At 63.2% G+C, this 21,097-nt stretch carries 17 protein-coding genes; 10 read left to right on the top strand and 7 right to left on the bottom strand.

Annotation, left to right across the window (positions count from 1 at the left end; genetic code table 11):
* Positions 1-84 precede the first annotated feature (84 nt).
* The 6 genes from C495_RS03170 to C495_RS03140 all read left to right on the top strand — a co-directional run bounded on the left by C495_RS03170 (position 85) and on the right by C495_RS03140 (position 8,308).
* Complete coding sequence (locus tag C495_RS03170) at positions 85-1,467, top strand: aspartate aminotransferase family protein (RefSeq protein ID WP_008159952.1); 1,383 nt, start codon at positions 85-87, stop codon at positions 1,465-1,467.
* 19 nt (positions 1,468-1,486) lie between these two features.
* A complete protein-coding gene (locus tag C495_RS03165) occupies positions 1,487-1,876 on the top strand; it encodes a Rid family detoxifying hydrolase (RefSeq protein ID WP_008159950.1) in 390 nt (129 codons plus the stop codon).
* 184 nt (positions 1,877-2,060) lie between these two features.
* The gene (locus C495_RS03160) at positions 2,061-3,341 is read left to right on the top strand and encodes an amidohydrolase (RefSeq protein WP_008159949.1); all 1,281 of its coding nucleotides are present in this window, start codon (positions 2,061-2,063) and stop codon (positions 3,339-3,341) included.
* 85 nt (positions 3,342-3,426) lie between these two features.
* Entirely contained in the window at positions 3,427-4,074 is a 648-nt protein-coding gene (locus C495_RS03155; RefSeq protein WP_008159947.1) for a hypothetical protein, read from the top strand.
* A 1,098-nt stretch (positions 4,075-5,172) separates the two neighbouring features.
* Complete coding sequence (locus tag C495_RS03145) at positions 5,173-6,834, top strand: BCCT family transporter (protein WP_008159941.1); 1,662 nt, start codon at positions 5,173-5,175, stop codon at positions 6,832-6,834.
* Positions 6,835-6,946: 112 nt separating this feature from the next.
* A complete protein-coding gene (locus C495_RS03140) occupies positions 6,947-8,308 on the top strand; it encodes an aminotransferase class III-fold pyridoxal phosphate-dependent enzyme (protein WP_008159939.1) in 1,362 nt (453 codons plus the stop codon).
* Between the two features lie 111 nt (positions 8,309-8,419).
* On the opposite strand, the gene C495_RS03135 is transcribed toward C495_RS03140, so the two are convergent.
* From C495_RS03135 to C495_RS03125, 3 genes are all read right to left on the bottom strand, one after another.
* The gene (locus C495_RS03135) at positions 8,420-8,659 is read right to left on the bottom strand and encodes a glutathione S-transferase N-terminal domain-containing protein (RefSeq protein WP_006064628.1); all 240 of its coding nucleotides are present in this window, start codon (positions 8,657-8,659) and stop codon (positions 8,420-8,422) included.
* Between the two features lie 102 nt (positions 8,660-8,761).
* On the bottom strand, positions 8,762-10,012 hold the full coding sequence (gene ilvA / locus C495_RS03130; protein ID WP_008159937.1) for a threonine ammonia-lyase: 1,251 nt from the start codon (positions 10,010-10,012) through the stop codon (positions 8,762-8,764).
* Complete coding sequence (locus C495_RS03125; protein WP_008159935.1) at positions 10,009-11,310, bottom strand: amidohydrolase; 1,302 nt, start codon at positions 11,308-11,310, stop codon at positions 10,009-10,011. Before C495_RS03125 ends, ilvA begins: the two co-directional genes overlap by 4 nt.
* A gap of 148 nt (positions 11,311-11,458) precedes the next feature.
* Here C495_RS03125 and C495_RS03120 point away from each other — a divergent pair, with 148 nt between their 5' ends.
* From C495_RS03120 to C495_RS17525, 3 genes are all read left to right on the top strand, one after another.
* Entirely contained in the window at positions 11,459-12,430 is a 972-nt protein-coding gene (locus tag C495_RS03120) for an NAD(P)-dependent oxidoreductase (RefSeq protein ID WP_008159934.1), read from the top strand.
* A gap of 6 nt (positions 12,431-12,436) precedes the next feature.
* Positions 12,437-15,628, top strand: coding sequence for an FAD-binding and (Fe-S)-binding domain-containing protein (locus C495_RS03115; protein ID WP_008159932.1), 3,192 nt, complete (start codon positions 12,437-12,439; stop codon positions 15,626-15,628).
* A gap of 88 nt (positions 15,629-15,716) precedes the next feature.
* Positions 15,717-15,983 (top strand): hypothetical protein, encoded by a 267-nt coding sequence (locus C495_RS17525; protein WP_152418849.1) that lies wholly within the window; start codon positions 15,717-15,719, stop codon positions 15,981-15,983.
* 111 nt (positions 15,984-16,094) lie between these two features.
* Here C495_RS17525 and gdhB read toward each other — a convergent pair whose 3' ends face one another.
* Together gdhB and C495_RS03105 are read right to left on the bottom strand one after the other, a co-directional pair.
* Positions 16,095-17,375, bottom strand: a complete 1,281-nt coding sequence (gdhB, locus tag C495_RS03110; protein WP_008159930.1) for a glutamate dehydrogenase GdhB — start codon at positions 17,373-17,375, stop codon at positions 16,095-16,097.
* Between the two features lie 8 nt (positions 17,376-17,383).
* Positions 17,384-18,562 (bottom strand): M24 family metallopeptidase, encoded by a 1,179-nt coding sequence (locus tag C495_RS03105; protein ID WP_008159927.1) that lies wholly within the window; start codon positions 18,560-18,562, stop codon positions 17,384-17,386.
* 212 nt (positions 18,563-18,774) lie between these two features.
* Between C495_RS03105 and C495_RS03100 the strand changes: the two genes are divergently transcribed.
* Complete coding sequence (locus C495_RS03100; RefSeq protein ID WP_008159926.1) at positions 18,775-19,320, top strand: CDP-2,3-bis-(O-geranylgeranyl)-sn-glycerol synthase; 546 nt, start codon at positions 18,775-18,777, stop codon at positions 19,318-19,320.
* Between the two features lie 73 nt (positions 19,321-19,393).
* Here C495_RS03100 and aglF read toward each other — a convergent pair whose 3' ends face one another.
* Positions 19,394-20,128, bottom strand: coding sequence for a UTP--glucose-1-phosphate uridylyltransferase AglF (gene aglF, locus C495_RS03095; protein WP_008159924.1), 735 nt, complete (start codon positions 20,126-20,128; stop codon positions 19,394-19,396).
* Between the two features lie 165 nt (positions 20,129-20,293).
* A partial coding sequence (locus tag C495_RS03090; RefSeq protein WP_008159922.1) for an SWIM zinc finger family protein occupies positions 20,294-21,097 on the bottom strand: 804 nt, incomplete at its 5' end.

Raw genomic sequence — 21,097 nt, 5'->3', positions numbered from 1 at the left:
TCTTCGATAGTATTCGATATCTGTGTACACCCTGTATAGATACTGTGGATAAATTATTAGTAGCTGTTTCACCTGGGGTGAGGTATGACCGCAGGACCACCGATCGAAGAGCTGCATTACGAGGACGCACCGGATGTCGACAACGTTCCTGGCCCGAACACCCGCGCGCTACTCGAGAAACAGGAAAACATCGACAGCAGCGCGGTCGCCTATCCCAGCGATATTCCGATCGCCTTCGAGGAGGGCAAGGGCGCGACGGTCCGTGACGCCGACGGCAACACGTACATCGACCTCTTCGCGGGGATCGGCGTGCTCAACGTCGGCCACTCGAATCCCTACGTCTTAGAGGCCGTCCACGAGCAGGCCGACAAGTTCGTCCACACGGTCGACTTCCCGACGGAAGCGCGCCTCGAGCTGATCGAGAAACTCGACGAGATCGCGCCTGCGGGGCTGCAGGGGAACAACCGAGTCGTCTTCGGCGGCCCGACGGGCAGCGACGCGATCGAGGCCTCGATCAAACTCGCCAAGTACAACACGGGCGGCGACGGTCTCATCGCCTTCCGCGGAGCCTACCACGGCGCGACGACCGGCGCGATGAGCGTCACTTCGAACAAGAAGTTCAAGGGCCACTACACGCCGCTGCTTTCTGACGTCGTCCACGCGCCGTACCCACATCCGTTCCGACAGGACAAGACGCCTCAGGAGGCCGTCGACCACGCACTCGAGGAAGTCAAAGCGATCGTCGAGGACCCATACGGCGGCCTCGCAAACCCGGCCGGAATCTTCGTCGAGCCAATTCAGGGCGAAGGCGGCATCGTCACCCCACCAAAAGGGTTCTTGCAGGGGCTGCGCGACATCGCCGATGAGAACGATATCGTGCTCGTCTTCGACGAGATCCAGAGCGGGCTCGGCCGCACCGGCGAGTGGTGGGCCAGCGACTGGGAGGGCGTCACGCCGGACGTGATGACTTCCGCGAAGGCGCTTGGCGGTGTGGGCTTCCCGCTGTCGGCGACGATGTATCACGAGGACCTCGACACCTGGGGCTCGGGCGATCACGCCGGCACCTACCGCGGCCACGTCGTCGGTATGCGCGCCGGCACCCGCGCCATCGAGTACATCCAGGAACACGACCTGCTCGCCCACGCCCGCGAGCTGGGTGAGTACATTCAGGGTCGACTCCGCGAAGCCGCCGACGAGACGGACCGTCTCGCAGACATCCGCGGCAAGGGCCTGTTCATCGGAGCCGAGTTCGTCGACGAAGACGGCGCTCCGGACGGCGACGTCGTCGACGCCATCCAGCAGTACTGTTTCGAACGCGGTGTCCTGATCTGGACGGCCGGTCGCCACGGCAACGTCCTACGATTCCTGCCACCGCTCGTGCTCACGCACGACCTGGCAGAGACGGCGCTGGACGTCGTCGTGGAGGCAATCGAGCACGTGACCGAAGACGTGAAACAGACTGCCTGAGCCGGTCGCTCGAGTCAGTATGTCCGACCCAATCCCCATCGAAACCGACGGCGCGCCGAGCACCGATAACCCCTACTCACAGGGTATCCGCGCCGGAGACACCCTGTACGTCTCTGGCTACGGCCCCGTCGATCCAGAAACGGGTGCTGTCGTCGACGGCAACATCGAAGCTCAGACTGAGCAAGTACTCGAGAACATCGCTGCCGTCGTCTCCGAGGCTGGCGGCGACGGCCTCGGGGACGTCGTCAAAGTGACGGTCTATCTGACCGACCTCGAAGACTACGAGCGGGTCAACGAAGCCTACGGCGCGCAGTTCGGCGATGAACCACCGGCCCGCGTCTGTGTCGAGGTCTCGCGACTCCCCGAGGATGTCCGCGTCGAACTGGACGCGACCGCGTATCTCGGCTGAGACGGCTTTCGGTATCCGTTTCCCGGCGGTTTCGCGTGTTCGCGGGCGCACCCGGCGACGACAAACGGCCCGTCCGACGCGGTCGAACACTCTTTTTCTCGAGTCGCCGTCGCGCTGCTCGTGGCCGTGCAGGATGCGAGTATTGAGCACGATTAAGTAGTTCTGCTCTCTAGCAGTGCCAAGCATGGCCTACGACACCTCCACCCGACTGCGCGAGCTGCGACGGGCGTTCCACCGCCATCCCGAACCCGGCTGGCGGGAGTTTCAGACGACGGCTCGCGTCGTCCGCGAACTCGAGGAACTCGGCGTCGACGAGATCGCCGTCGGCCGCGAGGCGCTGGCGACCGACGAGCGCATGGCTGTCCCATCCGACGCTGACCTCGAGCCGTGGCTCGAACGCGCCCGCGACGCGGGGGTTCGCGAGGACATTCTCGAGCGGACAGCAGATGGCCACACTGGCGTCGTGGCGGTCCTCGAGCAGGGTGCGGGACCGACGGTCGGCTTGCGCGTCGATCTCGATGCGATCTCGATGGCGGAGTCGACCGCAGACGATCATCGACCGGCCGCCGAAGGGTTTCGCTCGGTCCACGACGGCTACATGCACGCCTGTGGCCACGATGGTCACATCGCGATGGGACTTGGAACGCTCGAGGCAGTCAAAGCGAGCGAGTTCGAGGGGACGCTGAAGGTCTTCTTCCAGCCCGCCGAGGAGATCTCCGGCGGCGGCAAGGCGATGGCCGCCGGCGGCTATCTCGACGATGTCGACTACCTGCTCGCGGTCCACATCGGCTTCGACCACCCGACCGGCGAGATCGTCGCCGGCGTCGAAAAGCCGCTGGCGATGGCGCACCTGACGGCGACGTTCGAGGGCGCCAGCGCCCACGCGGGCAAAGCGCCGAATCAGGGGGCGAACGCGATGCAGGCGGCTGCGACGGCGATCCAGAACGCCTACGCCATCCCCCGTCACGCCGACGGGATGACCCGCGTCAACGTCGGCCAGATCGAAGGCGGCACCGCGAGCAACGTCATCGCCGAGGAGGTCTCGATCGAAGCCGAGGTCCGCGGGGAGACCACGGCGCTGATGGAGTACACCCGGACGGAACTCGAGCGCGTGCTGTACGCCGCCGCCGAGATGCACGACTGCGACGTGACACCCCGCGTGCTCGGTGAGTCGCCCCGCGTCGACAGCCATCCGGCGCTGCGCTCGCTCGTCGGCGACGTCGCCTGGGGTGTTTCGGGTGTTGACGCCGTCGTCCCGACGACGGATCTCGGCGTGAGCGAGGACGTCACCTACCTGATGGAGCGTGTGCAGGCGAACAACGGACTCGCATCGTACGTGCTCGTGGGAACGGACCATCCGACGAACCACCACACGCCGACGTTCGACATCGACGAGGACAGCCTCGAGATCGGTGTCTCAGTGCTTGCAAACACCGCAATCGAACTCTCGCGGCGGCGACCGTGAGAGTAGTTCGTCACCAAACACGTTCGTTTAGCATCATGTTTGATGGATCAGAACCATTAATTCCCGCGCTCTCTGTGTATGCACCATGAGCCAGGACGACGTGCCGGAGTCGCTGCGAACGGCGGCGGACTCGGATCGCCCGCGCGGTATTTTGACGCCCTCCGACCGCGATTTCCTGCTTGGCCGGAAAACGGATTACACGGACCACTCGAAAAAACAGAAACGAAACCGAATCCGGCGACGGGTTCGCAACGCGGTGCTTGATTTCAGCATCCTCTTCGAGTACCTCGAGGAACGCGACCGACAGACGGTCTTTGATCCCGACGACGAGGACCGTGACGCCTACACGCAAGGGATTACGGATATGCTCGCATTTCTCCATCTCGGGACGATGGGCTACTACACCCCGTTCAAGGACATGCTCTCGGAAGGTGTCGGCAAAGCCGAACAGCAACTCGCTGGCTCGAACTACCGGATGGTCAACGTCGAGTTCAACGTCGAACCGGTGGGCCAGATCGACGTCGATGAGGTCATCGACAAACTCGAGAACGAGGAGTTCGCCCAGTTGACCGACGAGGAACTCCGTGCGTTCGTCCGGCTGTTGACGATGTCGGAGGGGTTCTCACCCGACGCAGCCCGCGAGAACATCCAGGACCGCGTCGACGAGTTCAGCCAGCGGCTTACCGAAAGCGCCGAGACGCGCGAACAGACACTCGAGGACCTGACGAACTGATACGGCCTACGGTACCGGTCTCCCGGGGAGGGTCGGTGGTGCACCGCCACTGACGGACAGTGATCCCTACGGAGCCGTCAAAGCAACCGGGCGACAGTCATCTGCGGCCTCTTTATCCGAAAGCTTCGACACGGTAGTGTGTGTGAATAAACAAGATTAAATCAACAGGTGAAAATCAATACTCGTGATCATAGACCGTCTCGAGGAAGCCCCCCTCGGCGTCATTTTGCTCTCACTCGTTCTCGGACTGGACGGGACGGTGTCGCTTTACCAATCGATCACTGGCATTGGCATCGGTGGTTCGCCGTTCGAGTGGCTGGGCGGCGTTTTGGGACCGGTAGTCACGTTAACTGTGGTCATCGGGTTGCTGTCGTTACACCCGCTTGGTTGGCTCATAGCAGTTGCATATTTCACCCTATTGGCGTTCGGGATACTGCTCGTCAATATCGCGTATGGACTTCCCCCTGTCGGAATCGTGATCCCGATTCTCGTCTTGTTCTATTTGATGTGGGTGAACGAACGGTACGGCGACCCGGTTGACTGGGGGTCCCATCAGATTCGGCGAATCGGAAACGCTGTTCGACGATAAATCCCAACTGATTTTCAGGAATCGCGAGCCGCGGCAAGCTGTATCGCCGATGACCCACTCGAGAGACCGACTCAACCGAGTCCCGTCTCGAGAGCAGTCGGGGATGATGTTCGTCACGAACCGTATCGGCGTTCCGTGTCGTATCACCGCTGGGACTCGAGTCATGACAGTCTACAGTATGTGATTTCGTTCCTCATCACTTCGCCCTTGTAATCGTGCGCAGTTGTCGTGCTATAGACCACGGTCTACTGTGTTTGATCTGGACTCTGTTCGATATTGTTTATTTATGAGCGATAATTACACGATCATTTGATTATGTATATCGTTGAGGCCACGCTCTATAAGATCGTCTAATAAACGCAATCTGTGTATGTGGGTTACAGAAAGGAAATATTTATACGAGGTACTGACAATTAGTGAGGTATGCCATTGCAGCGCATGGCGAGTGGTAGACGAAAGCATGGATTGGGGACCAAACGAGCTGACCAGCACTCGAGGGAGGTGAGAGCATGAGTGACTCCGAGATGGGGATGATCGAGCGGTTCACCGACGAGCTCGATCCAGTTATTTTCGCCTTCGGTGCGTTGCTGTCGGTGGGAGTGATCGTCGCGTTCTTTATCGACCAGGACTTCGTCGCCAGCGGAATCGATACCGTTCACGACGAGATGCTCAGCTACATGAGTTGGGCGCTGCTGGTGATCGTGTTCCTGATCGTCGTCTTCCTCCTGTTCCTAATCGTCGGACCGTGGGGGAAAATCAAGCTCGGCGATTCGGATCCGGAGTACAGCTTCCTCTCATTTTTCGCGATGCTGTACTCCGCAGGGTTCGCTGCGGGTGTCGTGTTCTGGGGACCAACCGAGGGGCTGTTTTATTACGCGGATCCGAACCCGCTGTTCGGGGCTGAAGCTGAATCGGGTGCGGCGATTCCGCTTGCGATTCAGCAAACGCTGTTCCACTGGGCGCTGCCCCAGCTCGCGGTGTTTACCATCATGGGCATCGCGATCGGCTACTTCGCGTACAACTACGACAAGGTCCCGTTACGGGTGTCCTCGGCACTTACGCCGTTGCTCGGAAAGGAAAACCTCGACGGAACGGCTGCGAAGGTAATCGACATCCTCGCCGTGTTCGCGACGATCGGCGGCGTCGCGACGTCGCTGGGATTCATCGGGAGTCAGTTCGTCAGCGGACTCAACTACCAGTGGGGAATCGATCTGGGTAATACCGGCATTCTCATCGTGGTGACGGGGATGACGATTCTCTTTACCATCTCGATGGTGCTCGGGATCGACAAGGGGATTCGTCGGCTTTCGAACTTCAACATGGGCCTGTTCGTCGCGCTCATGGTTATCACGTTTATTGCGGGTCCGACGATGTTGCTCCTGTTGCTCGGTTCACAGGCAATGGGTGGCATGATCGGTGACTTCGTCTCGATGAGCCTCTACACTGGTGCCGGCGAGGATGGCACCGGCTGGGTCGAGGCTTGGACCGTCTTCTACTGGGCGTGGGCACTCTCGTGGTCGCCGTTCGCGGGCCTGTTCATCGCCCGTATCTCCAAGGGTCGAACCGTCCGCGAGGTCGCGTTTACTGGGATCATCGCGACGTCGGCAGCGACCATCCCGTGGTTCACGTTCGTCGGCGGCACTGCAGTGTGGGCTCAACACGAGGGCGTCGCCGATTTCAGTGCGGTGCTCGCAGGTGAGGCTGGAGCGGAAGTCTCCGGCTTTATCCTGTTCGACGCGCTGTCGCTCTCGGTCGCCGGGGTTTCGATACCGATCGGGTCGATACTGATACTCGGGTTCATGGTCCTCGTGACGACGTTCTTCGTCACGTCCGCTGACTCCTCGACGCTCGCGGTCTCGATGATGACCACCGGCGGGAAGGAGCGACCGTCGAACATCAACCGCATCTTCTGGGGCGTCGTCCTCGGCATGACCGCCGCGATCCTCATGATCCTCGGTGGCGATCAGGGTGCTGGCGCGCTCGAGCAGGCAGTCGTGATCACCGGAGCACCGTTCGCGATCGTCTGCTTCCTCGCCATGCTCTCGCTAATTAAGAACTTTAGTGCCACAAAGCGACAGGTGTTGCTCCAGGAAGAAACGGTCCTCGTTGGACCGACGCCGGAGCAGTCCGAGGACGAACCCGCTGCAAGCGCTGAACCGACCGACGACTAACCTTCGCCGCTCGCTCGTTCTCCTCCGATTCGACTGGTAGTATTGGTTCGATTTCCACGACCATCCGCGAACCTATAACAAGATTTAATGATGACGTACACATAATCTGTGTATGGACAGGGACACAGCGCAACCGGACGTGGACGCCTTCCCCGGACCCAACGGCCGCAAATGGGTCGAGTTCCACGGCAAGAACGCGGCACCGAGCGAGTACTCACACGAATTCGTCTGGGACATCACCCGCGAGGCTGACGGCCCGTTCGTCACCGACGTCGACGGGAACGTCCTCCTCGACTTTACGTGTCACATCGGTGCCGCACCGCTTGGCTACAACAACGAGAAGATTACCGACAAACTCCGGGCGTTCGACCTCGTCGAGCCGATGAAGATCGCCGGCCAAGATATGTACTTCGGTGCCGGCCCAACGCCCGAGGAGTCGGACGTGCCGGGCTCGAGTCACCTGATGGACAAGCTCACGGATGTCTCGAGTCAGTACGGGATGGATACCGTCTTCCTCTCGAACTCCGGGGCCGAGGCCATGGAGAACGCGATGAAGATCACGAACGACTATCGCGCGCCCTCGAAGTACGGCGTGGCGTTCTCGGGGAGTTTCCACGGCCGGACGTTCGGGACGCTGTCGATCACGAAATCCAAAGACGTCTACACGCGCCACTATCCGGAGATCAGCGGCATCGAAACGGTGCCGTTCTGTGCCGATCGGGGCTGTTCGGCTGACACCTGCGACTGTGGCTTTTTCACCGGCGCAGGTTCACAGCTTCGCAACTCGCTTGCGCCCGAAGGCGGCCATATCGATCCCGACGAGATCGCCTTCCTCACCCTCGAGCCGATCCAGGGCGTCGGCGGCTATCGCTTCCCGAGCACTGAGTTCATGCAGGAAATCGCGGACGTCACCGACGAGTACGACATCCCGCTCGTGGTCGACGAGATTCAGGCTGGCGTCGGGCGCACCGGCGAGATCTGGGCGTCGGATCACTACCCGATCGAACCCGACGTCATCGCCAGCGCGAAGGCGCTGCGCGTCGGTGCGACGATCTCACGCTCGGAGATCTTCCCCAGCGAGAAGAACCGACTGGGCTCGACGTTCGGCGGCGGCGACCTGCTCGGCTCGATGATGGGGACGTTCACCCTCGAGGCCATCGACGAGTACGACCTGCTCGACAACGCCACCGAACGCGGCGAGCAGGCCACAGAACTCCTGCGCGACGACTCGCCGGAGTACGTCGAGGACGTCCGCGGCAAGGGGCTGATGCTCGCCGTCGAGTTCGACACGCCCGAGCGACGAAGCGCTGTCGTGGCCGAATCCCTCGAGCGTGGCCTGCTCACCCTCGGCTGTGGCAAGAAAACGATCCGTCTGCTCCCGCCGCTCGACTCGAGCGAACGCGAGATCGAACTCGGGATCAGTATCTTCCTCGAGGCGATCGACGCCGTTGGCGCGAGTGCAAAAGCGGCATAACTGCGACCCAGCGCTGGCGGACGTCTGACTCACTGTCGCCTATCGAGGCACATACTCTTCGTGACTGTGACACTGTTGGCTGTGACGGACTGAGTGACTTGGACCGACAGCTCAGCCGTACGTTCGCTCGAGATACGCGATGATATCCTCGCTCTCGACCATCCCTGAGACATCGTGCTCGGGGTCGACGAGCACCGGGACGCCTGATTGGCCACTCACGGCTTTGACGTCCGAACGTCGAAAGCGAAACAGAGAGACGTTGTGACACTCGTATTCTACCTCGAGTTCGTCGAGTTTTCGTTCGACGTTTCGACAGTACGGGCACCCACGGAGTCTGTAGAGTTCGATCATCGAGATTGTACTGGTGGCGACGTAGGCGGCGGAAACTATAGTAGCTACTGACTGTCAGTGCAGAGCCGATCGCACGACGACTCCGGGTCGGTGTGGAACGCGTCACTCGAGCGAGTGCTCGACCACCGACACACCCTCGATGTCAGCTAGCGCCTCGAGCACCCCACGAAGATGCTCGGGACCGCTCCCCTCGAGGCCGACGGTCACGGGGGTTCGATTCGGATGATCACCCGCGGTTCGGCGCGCGCGCTCGAGGACGTCGAGTTCTGCCCCCTGTGACTCCACGGCGTCGACCACGCCACCGACGGCCGTCGGCCACCCCGAAACGGCCAGTCGGGCGTCGACGTAGCGCTCGAGATCGTGAAGGCCGGTGCGGGTCAGTTCGGCGTGTTCGGTGAGGTTGACGTTGCCACCCGAAATGACGACGCCGACGTGGTCGCCCTCGAGGTCGATGTCATCCGAAAGCGCAGCAGCCAGCGGCGCCGCGCCGGCGCTCTCGGCGACGGTCTTCGCCCGCTCGGCCAGCAGCGTCACGGCAGTCGCAATCTCCGTATCCCCGACGCTTACCACGTCGTCGACGACCTTGCGGGCGTTCGCAAACGTGGTCTCGAGCAGCCGCGTATCCGCGATCCCCTCCGCGACGGTGTCGACGGTCTCGAGTTCGTGAATTTCGTCGCCCTCGAGCGATGGCTTCGCGTGGGCAGCGCCGTCGGGCTGGGCCCCGATCACGCGAATATCCGGGTCGTGTGCCTTCAGCACCGTTCCGATCCCCGAGATGAGGCCGCCGCCGCCGATGGCGACAAGGACGGTATCGAGGTCGGGATACTGCTCGAGTACCTCGAGGCCAACTGTCCCCTGTCCGGCGATGATCGCTTCGTCGTCGAAGGGGTGGACGAACGTTTCGCCGGTCTCCGCAGCGCGTTCGAGGGCGTACTCGTAGGACCGCTCGTAGATCTCGCCCTCGACGACGACCTTGGCCCCGTACCCTCGCGTGGCCTCAATCTTCGCGGCGGGCGTGACCTCGGGCACGACGATGGTCGTCTCGATATCGAGCAGCTGGCCGGCCAGCGCCACGCCCTGGGCGTGGTTGCCCGCACTCGAGGCGATGACGCCCGCCTCACGTTCCTCGGTGGTGAGTTGAGCCATCCGATTGTACGCGCCGCGGATCTTGAACGAGCCCGTCCGCTGGACGTTCTCGAGTTTGAGCCCGACGGAGGCGGCCCCGCTCATGTTGGCGAACGTCCGCGAGGTGTCAAGCGGTGTGCGATGGACGACGTCGGCGATACGCTCGCGAGCGGCCTCGACGTCGTCGACGGTGACGAGCGAGCCGTTCGTCCCTTCGACCTCGTTCATGTCTCACCCTCGTTCCGTGCCACTGGGTGCTGGTGCTCGAGTTCCCGGATCGTCTCGACTAAGACGTCGACGCCGTGCTCGAGGCTGTCTTCGTCGACGTCGAACGTCGGCGTGTGGTGGCTCGTCGGATGGTCGGTGCCGACGATCATGTACGTCGCGAGGCCGCCGTCGCGCTGGACGCGCTCCATCAGGAAGGTTGCATCCTCGCTCGCACCGAAGTCGGCGGCGGGCAGCACGCGGTCGATGCCGTCGACGCCGTTTGCGACAGTGCTGACGAGCGACTGGAGTTCGGGGTCGCTGTCGGCCCGTGGCGACTCGCTGACGACCTCGACGTCAGCCCGACAGCCGTGCATTCTGGCCGCGGATTTGACCGTCCGCTCGAGGCGGTCTTTCATGTACTCCATCAGCTCGGTGGTCTCCCCGCGGGCTTCGGCCTCCATGTGGGCGCGTTCGGCGATGACGTTGCTCGCAGAGCCTGCTTCCGCGTAGCCGATGTTGACTCGAGTCATCCCGTCAGCGTGGCGGGGGATGCCGTAGGCGTTCTCGATCGCCGTCCCCATCGCGTGCATGGCGTTGTCGCCTTCGTTGGGGGCCTTGCCCGCGTGGGCGGAGGTTCCCTCAATCGTCGCGTCGACGTGACACATCGCCAGCGGCTTCTCGATCCCCGCGACCACCTCGCCGGTCGGATGATCGAGGCCGACGTGGATCGCGAGCAGGTAGTCTAGATCGTCGGCGAACTCGCTTTTGGCCATCGGACAGCCGCCGCCGCCGGTCTCTTCGGCGGGCTGGAAGAAGACGACCAGCCGTCCCGAAAAGTCGCTCTGTTTGATCGCCTCGAGGACGGCCAGCCCCCACGTCATGTGGGCGTCGTGCCCGCAGGCGTGCATCGTGCCGCCGATCTCCGAGCGAAAGCCCTCGGCTGCGGGGTCGTGGTCGTCGGCGTCCGACTCCTCGATAAACAGCCCGTCGATATCGACGCGCAGCCCGATCGCCGGCCCTTCGCCGCGCTCGAGCACGGCAACTGCGCCGGTGTTGCCGCCGGCCATTCGCTCGAGCAGGGCGTCGTCGACGCCGCGCTCGCGGGCGCGTTCGACCCAGGGCTCGAGGTCCGCGTCGGGGACGGCCATCCGGTCGGCGGGGTCGTAGGCGTCCGGGCCGACGGCGAGTTCGTCGACGCCGATGGCGCGGATCTCGTCGACGAGTCGGGCTGTCGTGGCGAACTCGCGCCACGCCGGCTCGGGGTGGCGGTGCAGGCTCCGTCGCAGCGTCACGAGGCGGTCCCGTATCGGCTCGTTCATGGGAGTCACTGACGTGTCCCATGGACTTAATGATACACAATCTGTGTATACGGGAGATACACAAAAAGGATAAGAGAGACGATGACAATCATAGAGTAGAGCTGCGTTTCGGTGGGATCAAACCGCCGTTGCGCCCACAGACACCACTATGAGCACGAATCCAGATATCGTCGTTCTGAGAGAGGGGACCGAAGGACTGTCGATGGAGTCGTACGCCGAACGGCTGCGCGAACGGCTGCCCGACCACACCGTCGCGCTCGCGCGAACGCCAAACGAAGAGCGCGAACTCGTCCCGAAAGCACGGATCGTGACCGGCATCACCATCGAGGAAGACCTCCTCGAGGAAGCCGATCGACTCGAACTGTTCGCCTGTACCTTCGCCGGGACCGACCACGTCCCGATGGACGCGCTGGCCGACCACGGCGTCGCCGTGACGAACGCGGGCGGCATCCACGCGCCCGGCATCGCCGAGCAGTCCATCGCCAACATGCTCGTCTTCGCGCGGAACCTCCACGAAGGATGGCGACGCAAGCAAAACGGCGAGTGGCGGCACTTCCAGTCCCACGAGTTCACCGACAGCACCGTCACGGTCGTCGGCCTCGGCTCGATCGGCCAAGAGATCGTCACGCGACTCGAGGGGTTCGACGTCGAGACGATCGGGATTCGCTACACGCCCTCGAAGGGCGGCCCGACCGACGAAGTGCTCGGCTTCGAGGACGAAGACATCCACGAGGCCTTCTCCCGCAGCGAGTACGTCGTCCTCGCCTGTCCGCTCAACGACCTGACCCGAAACCTCGTCGACGAGGACGCGCTGGCGACGCTCCCGCCGAACGCCGTGATCGTCAACGCGGCCCGCGGCGGCATTATCGACACCGACGCGCTCGTCTCGGCACTGCAGTTCAACGGCATCCGCGGGGCTGCTCTCGACGTCACCGACCCCGAGCCGCTGCCCAACGATCACGAGCTCTGGGATCTCGAGAACTGCCTCATCACGCCCCACACGGGCGGTCACACGCCGAAACACTGGGATCGACTCGCCGACATCGTCGCGACCAATGTGAGCGCGCTCGAGGGCGACGGTGACCTCGAGAACGCCGTCTATCAGCCGGACTCGAGCTGAGTTTCGATGGCAACCGATAACTCCCGCTCGACGACCGATCACAGCGATCAGACGTCGACGCCGGACGAGACCGAACTCGGACCGCCGTCGGACCCGCGGGCGGGTGACCCTGCAGCGGACCCGCGAGCCGACTACGACTACGTCGGTGGCGACATCGACCGTCCCGACCTCGTCGCGGCACTGCGCGAGCGAATCGACAGCGAGGTCCGCTTCGACGAGTACAGCCGCCGGCTGTACGCCACCGACGCGAGCGCCTACGAGATGACGCCCGTCGGCGTCGTCCTGCCGGAGTCGACGGCGGATATCGCGAGCGTCGTCACCTACTGCGCCGACAACGGGGTTCCGGTGCTCCCGCGGGGCGGCGGCACCAGTCTCGCCGGGCAGGCGGTCAACGAAGCCGTCGTCCTCGATCTCTCGGCGCACATGGGCGAGGTCTGCAATGTCACCCCCGACGAGCGACGGGCGACGGTGCAGGCCGGAGCGGTGCTCGCCGATCTCAACGATAAACTCGCACCCCACGGCCTGAAGTTCGCCCCGGACCCCGCTGCCGGCAATCGCAGTACGATCGGCGGCGCGATCGGGAACAACTCGACGGGGGCCCACTCGCTACAGTATGGGAAGACCGACGCCTACGTCGAGGCCTGCGAGGTCGTCCTCGCCGACGGCTCCGTCGAGCGCTTCGGCGAGGTAACCGTCGCCGAACTGCGTGAGCGGGCCGATCCGGACGGGAATCTGCTCGAGCGAATACACGAGGCCCTGCGCCGCGTCATCGACGAGGAAGCCGACGCAATTCGGGAGGTCTTCCCACAACTGAAACGCAACGTCTCGGGCTACAACCTCGATCGACTGGTCGCGGAGGCCTACGGCGAGCCGGCGGCGTTCGACGAGAACACCGAAGGCTCTATCGAAATCGACGGCGAGCCCGACCCCGACGCGACGGTCAACCTCGCCCGTGTCTTCGCCGGCAGCGAGGGCACCCTCGGCGTCGTCACGGCAGCGACCGTGGCGCTCGAGCCCGTTCCCGAGACGACATCGGTCGCGCTGTTAACTTACCGCGAGCAACTCCCCGCGATGGCCGACGTCGACACCATCGTCCGGAACCACGATCCGGCAGCGATCGAGGCGATCGACGACGTCTTGCTCGAGCTCGCGTCGAACACCGAGGAGTTCGCCAACTTGGTTGACCGACTCCCTGCGGGCACTGAAACCGCGCTGCTCGTCGAGTTCTACGCCGACAGCGACGACGATGGCCGTGAGCAGGTCGCCGACCTACTGGCGGATCGACTCCCCGACGCGGACATCCCCGATCCGACGGCTGATGGGGGTGCGAACGTGGCGACGGACGCCGCGAGCGAGGCCGACACTGACCCCGCCCGCGCGTTCGACGCCCTCGAGGCCCACGATCCGGAGGGAATCGCCGAACTCTGGAAGCTCCGCAAGAGTGCCGCGCCGATCTTGCTCTCGCGGACCTCCGACGCGAAACACATCTCCTTCATCGAGGATACGGCCGTCCCGACGGAGAACCTCGCGGACTACGTGGCGGACTTTCAACAGGTGCTCGAGGACAACGACACCTTTGCAAGCTTCTACGCGCACGCGGGGCCGGGTTGTATGCACATGCGACCACTGGTCGACACCAAGAGCCCGGCCGGCCTGAATCAGTTCGAGGCGATTTCGGACGCCGTCACCGACCTCGTCGTCGAGTACGGCGGCAGCGTCTCGGGTGAACACGGCGACGGCCGCGCCCGAACCCAGTGGAACCGCAAACTGTACGGCGAGGACGTCTGGTCGCTCTTCCGGGAGCTGAAGACGGCGTTCGACCCCGACTGGCTGCTCAACCCGGGCAACGTCTGTGGCGACCACGACATGACCGAGCACCTGCGGTTCTCCCCCGACTACGAGTTCGAGGCTGGCTTCGAGCCCGCCCTCGAGTGGGACGTCGACAACGGGATGCAGGGGATGGTCGAACTCTGTCACGGCTGTGGCGGCTGTCGCGGCGACCAGGAGACCACCGGCGGCGTGATGTGCCCGACCTACCGGGCCGCCGAAGAGGAGAGTCTCAGCACCCGCGGCCGGGCAAACATGCTTCGGAGCGCAATGAACGGCGAACTCGAGGCCGACGCGACTGACGAGGAGTTCTTAGCGGAGGTGATGGACCTCTGTATCGGCTGTAAGGGCTGTGCGCGGGACTGTCCGAGCGAGGTCGATATGGCCAAGCTCAAAGCCGAAGTCGAACACGCGAACCACCAGGAAAACGGCTCGAGTCTCCGTGCGAAGCTGTTCGCGAACATCGACCGACTGAACGCCGTCGGCTCCGCGCTCGCGCCCGTTTCGAACTGGGCGACGTCGCTGCCCGGTGCCGGAACCGTTGCCGAGAAGACGGTCGGCATCGCCCGCGAGCGCGACCTGCCGACGTTCGCGAGCCAGAGCTTCGAGGACTGGTTCGAGCGCCGTGGCCCGAGAATCCCGCTCGAGGAGGCCGACCGAAAGGTCATGCTCGTCCCCGATACGTACACGAACTACAACCACCCACGGGCGGGGAAAGCAGCCGTACAGGTTCTCGAGACGGCGGGTGTCCACGTCCGGATTCCCGAGAACGTCGGGTCGACTGGCCGGCCAGCCCACTCGAAAGGCTTTCTCGACGTCTCGCGCGAGCGAGCGCGGACGAACGTCGACGCGCTGGCTCCTGCCGTCGAAGACGGCTGGGAGGTCGTCCTCGTCGAGCCCTCCGACGCGGTGATGTTCCAGTCCGACTACCTGGATCTGCTCACCGGCCGTGACGTCGAACGCGTCGCCGTGAACACCTACGGCGTCATGGAGTATCTCGAGCGGTTCGATCTCGCAACGAAACTGCCGACCGCAGCGCCCGGCGAACAGCTGACCTACCACGGCCACTGCCACCAGAAGGCGACGAAAAAGGACGGCCACGCGGCGACGGTGCTCGAGACGGTTGGCTACGAGGTCGACGCGCTGGATTCGGGCTGTTGTGGGATGGCCGGGTCGTTCGGCTACGAGGCCGAACACTACTCGCTCAGTCGGAAGATCGGCGAGATCCTGTTCGACCAGGTCGACGGCAGCGACGGCGAGACCGTCGTCGCGCCGGGGGCTTCCTGTCGCACACAGCTCTCGGCGTACGACGGCTGTGACGATCCACCGCATCCGATCGAGAAAGTCTCCGAGGCGCTGTCGGCGACGTAACGGCCCGATTTTCCGATCTCGTTGTGACTCGAGTTGGTAGAATGGTATAGGCCATAAGCGATTTATCCATCAAAAAGAGAAAGGTAATATGGTTGACTGGAATCCGCGAGACGAGATGGGACTACTCCGGTACCTTAAATTCAAACTGGGATCGTGGGTGCAGGTATCGACTCTGCCAGAATGGGTCCATAAGGCGAATGCTGGCTATTATGAGGGTTACATAGAAAAATACGGTCAACGACCATATAATGTTGAGAAAATATACACGGGTAACAGCCTAAAATACAAAATCTTTTACAAGACAGTTGGTGCACCTGGAAGAATCGAAGAAGAATACTACACCAAAATCAAGTGATAACGACTGTCTGTCAGGTTATTTTCTTTATATTTTGAAAATCGAGGGCACGTCGTTCAACGGATAGACACTGCCCTGAACTGACACACGAACTGGACGTTGGAAGACGGGCTACGGCCAGAGCCCGCGCGTCGCCTTCGCCTCGGCGATCCGAGAGAGCGCCACGACGTAGGCAGCGTCGCGCCACGTCAGGTCCTTCGCTTCGACCTCCGAACGGACGTCGTTCCAGGCCTCGAGCATGTGCTCCTCGAGTTCCGCGTTGACGCGCTCGAGGCTCCACTGGCGGCGGTTGATGTCTTGCAGCCACTCGAAGTAGCTCACCGTCACCCCGCCGGCGTTGGCGAGGATGTCTGGAATTACCTGCACGTCGCGCTCTGCCAGGATCGAATCGGCGGCGAACGTCGTCGGCCCGTTTGCCCCCTCGACGACGATGTCGGCCGCGATGGCGTCTGCGTTGTCCGCGGTGATGACGTTGCCGACGGCGGCCGGGATCAACACGTCGACGTCGAGTTCGAGGACGTCCTCGTTGGTGATCGTTTCAGGGGCGTCCTGCTCGAGGACGGCTTCGGGTTCTTCCTCGTGGGTCGGAACGTCATGCGTCGAGAGACCGTCGGGATCGTAGATCGCGCCGTTGACGTCGCTGACGGCGACGATCGTCGCGCCCCAGTCCTCGAGCAGGCGGGCGGCGTTGGCGCCGACGCTGCCAAACCCTTGGACGGCGACGGTGGTGTCCGAGAGGTCACGGCCGTTGTAGTCGACCGCCTCTCGTGTGACGATCGCGGTCGACCGGCCGGGTGCCTCCTCGCGGCCGTAGGAGCCGCCGATGACGGGTGGTTTGCCGGTGACGATCCCGGGGACGGTCTCACCCTGTTGCATCGAGTAGGCGTCCATGAACCACGCCATCGTCTGCGCGTCGGTGCCCATGTCTGGTGCGGGGACGTCTTTCGTCGGCCCGACGACGTCGCGCAGTTCCTCGGCGAACCGGCGCGTGAGCCGTTCGGTCTCGTCGCTGCTCAGCGATTTTGGATCGACGGCGACACCGCCTTTTCCGCCGCCGAAGGGGAGATCCATCACGGCGCACTTCCAGGTCATCCACATCGACAGCCCGGTACACTCCTCCGCAGTTACTTCGGGGTGGTATCGGAGTCCGCCCTTGTATGGGCCCCGGACGTCGTCGTGTTGGGCGCGATAGCCGGTGTAGACCTCGACGCTCCCGTCATCGCGCTCGAGCGGGACCGAGACCTGCTGGACCTTGGTCGGGTGTTTCAGTCGCTCGATCACGCCCGGATCGACGTCGATGTGGGCTGCCGCTCGCTCGAGTTGGCGGCGAGCGGTGACGAGCGCCGAGTCGAGTTCGTCGTCTGTCTCGTGGGTGGGTGGTGTCGTCGTCATCGGTTCTCTTAGGTCGTAAACAGCTCTCGTGGGAACTCAGCCAGCGTCTCAGCGCCGTCGCTGGTGACCCGGAACGTCTCGCTGATCTCCATGCCGACTTCCTCCGTCCAGATGCCGGGGATCATGTGGAACGTCATGTTCTCCTCGAGGACCGTCTCGTCGCCCGGCCGAATGCTTGCGGTGTGTTCGCCCCAGTCCGGGGGGTAGCCAAGCCCCATCGAGTAGCCGATCCGATCCTCTTTCTCGAGGCCGTACTGGGCGATCGTCTCGCGCCAGGCCTTCTCGACGGCCTCGCAGGTCACGCCCGGTTCGACGACGTCGAGGGCCGCCTCGATCCCTTCGACGACGATCTCGGCGGTTTCCTCGAGTTCTTCCGGTGGATCGCCCACGAACGTCGTCCGGGCCAGCGGCGAGTGATACCGGTGGCGACAGCCCGAGAGTTCGATGATAACCGGATCGCCGTCTTCGAACGGACGGTCGGTCCACGTGAGGTGTGGCGTGTCGGTGTGGTCGCCCGAGGGCATCAGCGGGACGATCGAGGGGTAGTCGCCACCGTACTCTTCGGTGCCCATGATCAGCGCCTCGTAGATCGCCGCCGCGGCCTCGTACTCCGGGACGCCTTCCTCGATCGCGTCGAGGCCCGCCTGCATGGCCTTTTCCGAAATGCGGGCGGCCTCGCGCATGTACTCGATTTCTTGCTCCGATTTCTTGATTCGTACCCAGCCGACCAGCAGCGTCGCATCTTCGAACTCGGCGTCGGGCAGGTTCTGTTGCAGACGCGTGTAGGACTTCGCGGTGAAGTAAGCCGCGTCCATCTCGAGGCCGATCCGGCCGTCCGCGACATCGAGGTCCTCGAGCACGCCCGCGATGTAGTCCATCGGATGGAGGTCGTGTGGCGAGTGGACGTGGTCGTCACTGTAAGAGAGAATGTTCGACTCGGACAGATACGCTGTCGCCCGCGCGCCGCCGCCGTCCATCTCGCGGCCGACCCAGACCGGTTCCTCGTGATTCGGCGTAACGACGACGGCCTGATGGACGTAAAACGACCAGCCGTCATAGCCGGTGAGATAGTTCATATTGGCTGGATCGGCGACGACGATCGCGTCGAGGTCCTCCTCGTGCAACCGTGCTTTCGTCCGCTCGACCCGCCGTTCGTACTCGGCTTCGTCGAAAACATCTCGTGACATGATAACAGGCCCTCTACGATGGAGATCAATCAGGAGTGCTAAAAGTTTTTCGTGTATGTCTATTACAGATACTGTTTACAACTGCGGTGTGGCTCGAGGGGCCGACGGACCCGACTCGAGGGCGCTGATTCGTGCGTCCGATGATCGAACACTTCGGCTCGCTCGACTCCGAACCACCGCCGATTAAGACACACCGGTTCGTTCGGCCGGATATGACACTCCTCGAGACGATCGTGATCGCGTTCTGGGCGATGTTGCCCGCCTACGTGCCGAACAACGCCGCGGTGTTGGCCGGCGGCGGTCGACCGATCGACGGCGGCCGGACGTGGGGTGACAAACGCGTTCTCGGCGACGGGAAGACGTGGCGCGGCACTGCTGCGGGGATCGTCGCTGGGCTCGCGCTTGCCGGCTTTCTCACGCTGTTCGCGGCCGATGTCAGTGCAGCCACCGGAATCGATGTCCCCGAGTTCACGCCACGTGCCGCACTAGGACTGGCTGCCGGGGCCATGCTCGGCGACATCCTCGCCTCGTTTCTGAAACGCCGATCGGGCCGCCAGCGCGGCGCGATGTTCCCCGGGCTCGATCAGCTCGATTTCGTCGTCGTCTCCCTGCCCCTGACGGCGCTGCTCGCGAGTGAGTGGTTCTTCGACGTGTTCACGTGGGAGGTCGTCGCCGTCGTCGTCGTTCTCACGCCGATTCTCCACGTCACGACGAACATGATCGCGTACAAACTCGGCCTGAAAAACGAGCCCTGGTAGCCGGGTTTGGTGGGTCGGCCTCGAGTCGTCGTTCAATCGTGAACTCGGCAGCGATGGACGTGACTCGAGCCGGCTACTGTTCGGGCGCTGCTTCCTGCTCCTTTTGAATCCGCGCTTCTGCGGTCTCTCGATCCTCGGGGTAGCCGACGTCGATGCGCCAGCCATCCATTCGGATCGCGTCGATCGTTCGCCCGGACTGGATCAACAGATCGATCGCGTCGGGCAGTTCGTACTCCCCGCGGTCGCTTGGCTGGACGAGGTGGCAGGCGTGGAAAATGGCAGGCGTAAAGGTGTAGAAGCCGGTCATGACGAGATTGGACGGCGGCTCGTCCGGTTTCTCGACCACTTCGACGATCTCACCGTACTCGTTGGTGTCGAGGACGCCGTAGCGGGAGGCTTCTTCGTACGGCACTTCCTCGACGAGGAACGCGGCGTCTGCGCGGTCTTCCTGCTGGCGGTTGATCACGTCGCCGAGGTTCCCCCGGAAAACGTTGTCCCCGAGCATGAGCACGAACTCGTCGTCGATATGTGGCTCGGCCTGCAGAATCGCGTGGGCGAGCCCTAACTGCTCGCGCTGGTGGGCGTAGGTGATCGGGACGCCCTCGTACTCGTCGCCGTAGCGTTCGATGATCTTCTCTTTCATGTAGCCGACGACCACGACGAGTTCGGTGACGCCGATCTCGAGGAGGTTGTCGAAAACGTCCTCGATGAGTGGCTTCCCGTCGACCTCGACGAGGACCTTCGGCTTGTCTTCGGTGAGCGGCCGGAGGCGAGTGCCCTTGCCCGCGGCCAGGACGACTGCTTGCATGTCTCGAGCTATCCGGGACCGGCGACTATATACTTTGTGAGCGACAGGTCGGTCCATCGTGAACGTCGTTGGAGACACACCACACCGATCAGTTGTCGACGGCGTATCCGCAACCGAAAGCCATCCGCGCGACGTGACGAGCCACCGCGTCGACGCCCCTCGACTTCAGCCATCTAGCTCGTCGTAGATACGCTTGCGAGCTGTGATGTCTTCGTCGGCGAACGATCGAAGGAGGTCACGTAAATCCTCGGTAGACGCCGACTCGAGGGCGTCCTCGAGCGAGCGGTCGTCACCGATCGGCTTGACGTCACCGCTTGCCAATACGGCTGCGACGATGTGCTTGCAGGGGGTTGCGTCGTCGGGACAGCTACATTCGCCCTCGACGTAACTGCCGTTCGAGAGCGTGACCTGAACGTCGTACGGGCGGCTTCCCTGGACCGTCGCCTGGAGATGATCGTCGACGCGTTCGATCTCGGTCACGGAACCCTGTTCGTAGTAGCGCTCGCCGCGGTCGTATCGGCCGGGGTCCGTGATCGACCGAAGCGTGCCCGTGTCGACCGCTGTGGACGGCTGTCGTGTTTTGAGACGCGGGAACGCCTCGACAACCGGCTCACGTCCCGGGATGGTGGGCTCTGCTGACCGACGATGGATGTACCCCTGCTGGGGCCACCCGAGCGGGAACCAGTAGTCCGGATCGCTCACGACGTCCCAGCAATCGGTGATCACGCCCTCGTGGTCCGCCGGGAGAATGCCCTCGAGAGTTACGGTCCGGGTCGTCGTGGCGACCTCGAGTCGAACGTCCGTCTCGTGGGACTCGTCGTCGGCAACCCGATCGGCGTAGTCGGCACGGATGGCCTCGAGTGCAGCGAGTCCTTCCGCTGAGAACCCGTGGCCAGTGCGCTCGAGTTCGAAGACGACGTCGGCGTAGGTGTGTTTCTGTCTCTTATACACATCTCTGAGCGGGCTGGC

Origin of the sequence: Natronorubrum sulfidifaciens JCM 14089, assembly GCF_000337735.1 — an archaeon.
Taxonomy (GTDB): Archaea; Halobacteriota; Halobacteria; order Halobacteriales; family Natrialbaceae; genus Natronorubrum; species Natronorubrum sulfidifaciens.
The sequence above is the reverse complement of the archived record's forward strand: the minus strand, read 5'-3'. Positions and strand labels throughout refer to the sequence as shown.

Coding starts and splice junctions, on each gene's coding strand:
- aglF (WP_008159924.1), bottom strand. CDS start 20,128: ATGCAAGCAGTCGTCCTGGCCGCGGGCAAGGGCACTCGCCTCCGGCCG.
- C495_RS03165 (WP_008159950.1), top strand. CDS start 1,487: ATGTCCGACCCAATCCCCATCGAAACCGACGGCGCGCCGAGCACCGAT.
- C495_RS03125 (WP_008159935.1), bottom strand. CDS start 11,310: ATGAACGAGCCGATACGGGACCGCCTCGTGACGCTGCGACGGAGCCTG.
- C495_RS03100 (WP_008159926.1), top strand. CDS start 18,775: ATGACACTCCTCGAGACGATCGTGATCGCGTTCTGGGCGATGTTGCCC.
- C495_RS03155 (WP_008159947.1), top strand. CDS start 3,427: ATGAGCCAGGACGACGTGCCGGAGTCGCTGCGAACGGCGGCGGACTCG.
- gdhB (WP_008159930.1), bottom strand. CDS start 17,375: ATGACGACGACACCACCCACCCACGAGACAGACGACGAACTCGACTCG.
- C495_RS03145 (WP_008159941.1), top strand. CDS start 5,173: ATGAGTGACTCCGAGATGGGGATGATCGAGCGGTTCACCGACGAGCTC.
- C495_RS03115 (WP_008159932.1), top strand. CDS start 12,437: ATGGCAACCGATAACTCCCGCTCGACGACCGATCACAGCGATCAGACG.
- ilvA (WP_008159937.1), bottom strand. CDS start 10,012: ATGAACGAGGTCGAAGGGACGAACGGCTCGCTCGTCACCGTCGACGAC.
- C495_RS03140 (WP_008159939.1), top strand. CDS start 6,947: ATGGACAGGGACACAGCGCAACCGGACGTGGACGCCTTCCCCGGACCC.
- C495_RS17525 (WP_152418849.1), top strand. CDS start 15,717: ATGGTTGACTGGAATCCGCGAGACGAGATGGGACTACTCCGGTACCTT.
- C495_RS03170 (WP_008159952.1), top strand. CDS start 85: ATGACCGCAGGACCACCGATCGAAGAGCTGCATTACGAGGACGCACCG.
- C495_RS03160 (WP_008159949.1), top strand. CDS start 2,061: ATGGCCTACGACACCTCCACCCGACTGCGCGAGCTGCGACGGGCGTTC.
- C495_RS03120 (WP_008159934.1), top strand. CDS start 11,459: ATGAGCACGAATCCAGATATCGTCGTTCTGAGAGAGGGGACCGAAGGA.
- C495_RS03105 (WP_008159927.1), bottom strand. CDS start 18,562: ATGTCACGAGATGTTTTCGACGAAGCCGAGTACGAACGGCGGGTCGAG.
- C495_RS03135 (WP_006064628.1), bottom strand. CDS start 8,659: ATGATCGAACTCTACAGACTCCGTGGGTGCCCGTACTGTCGAAACGTC.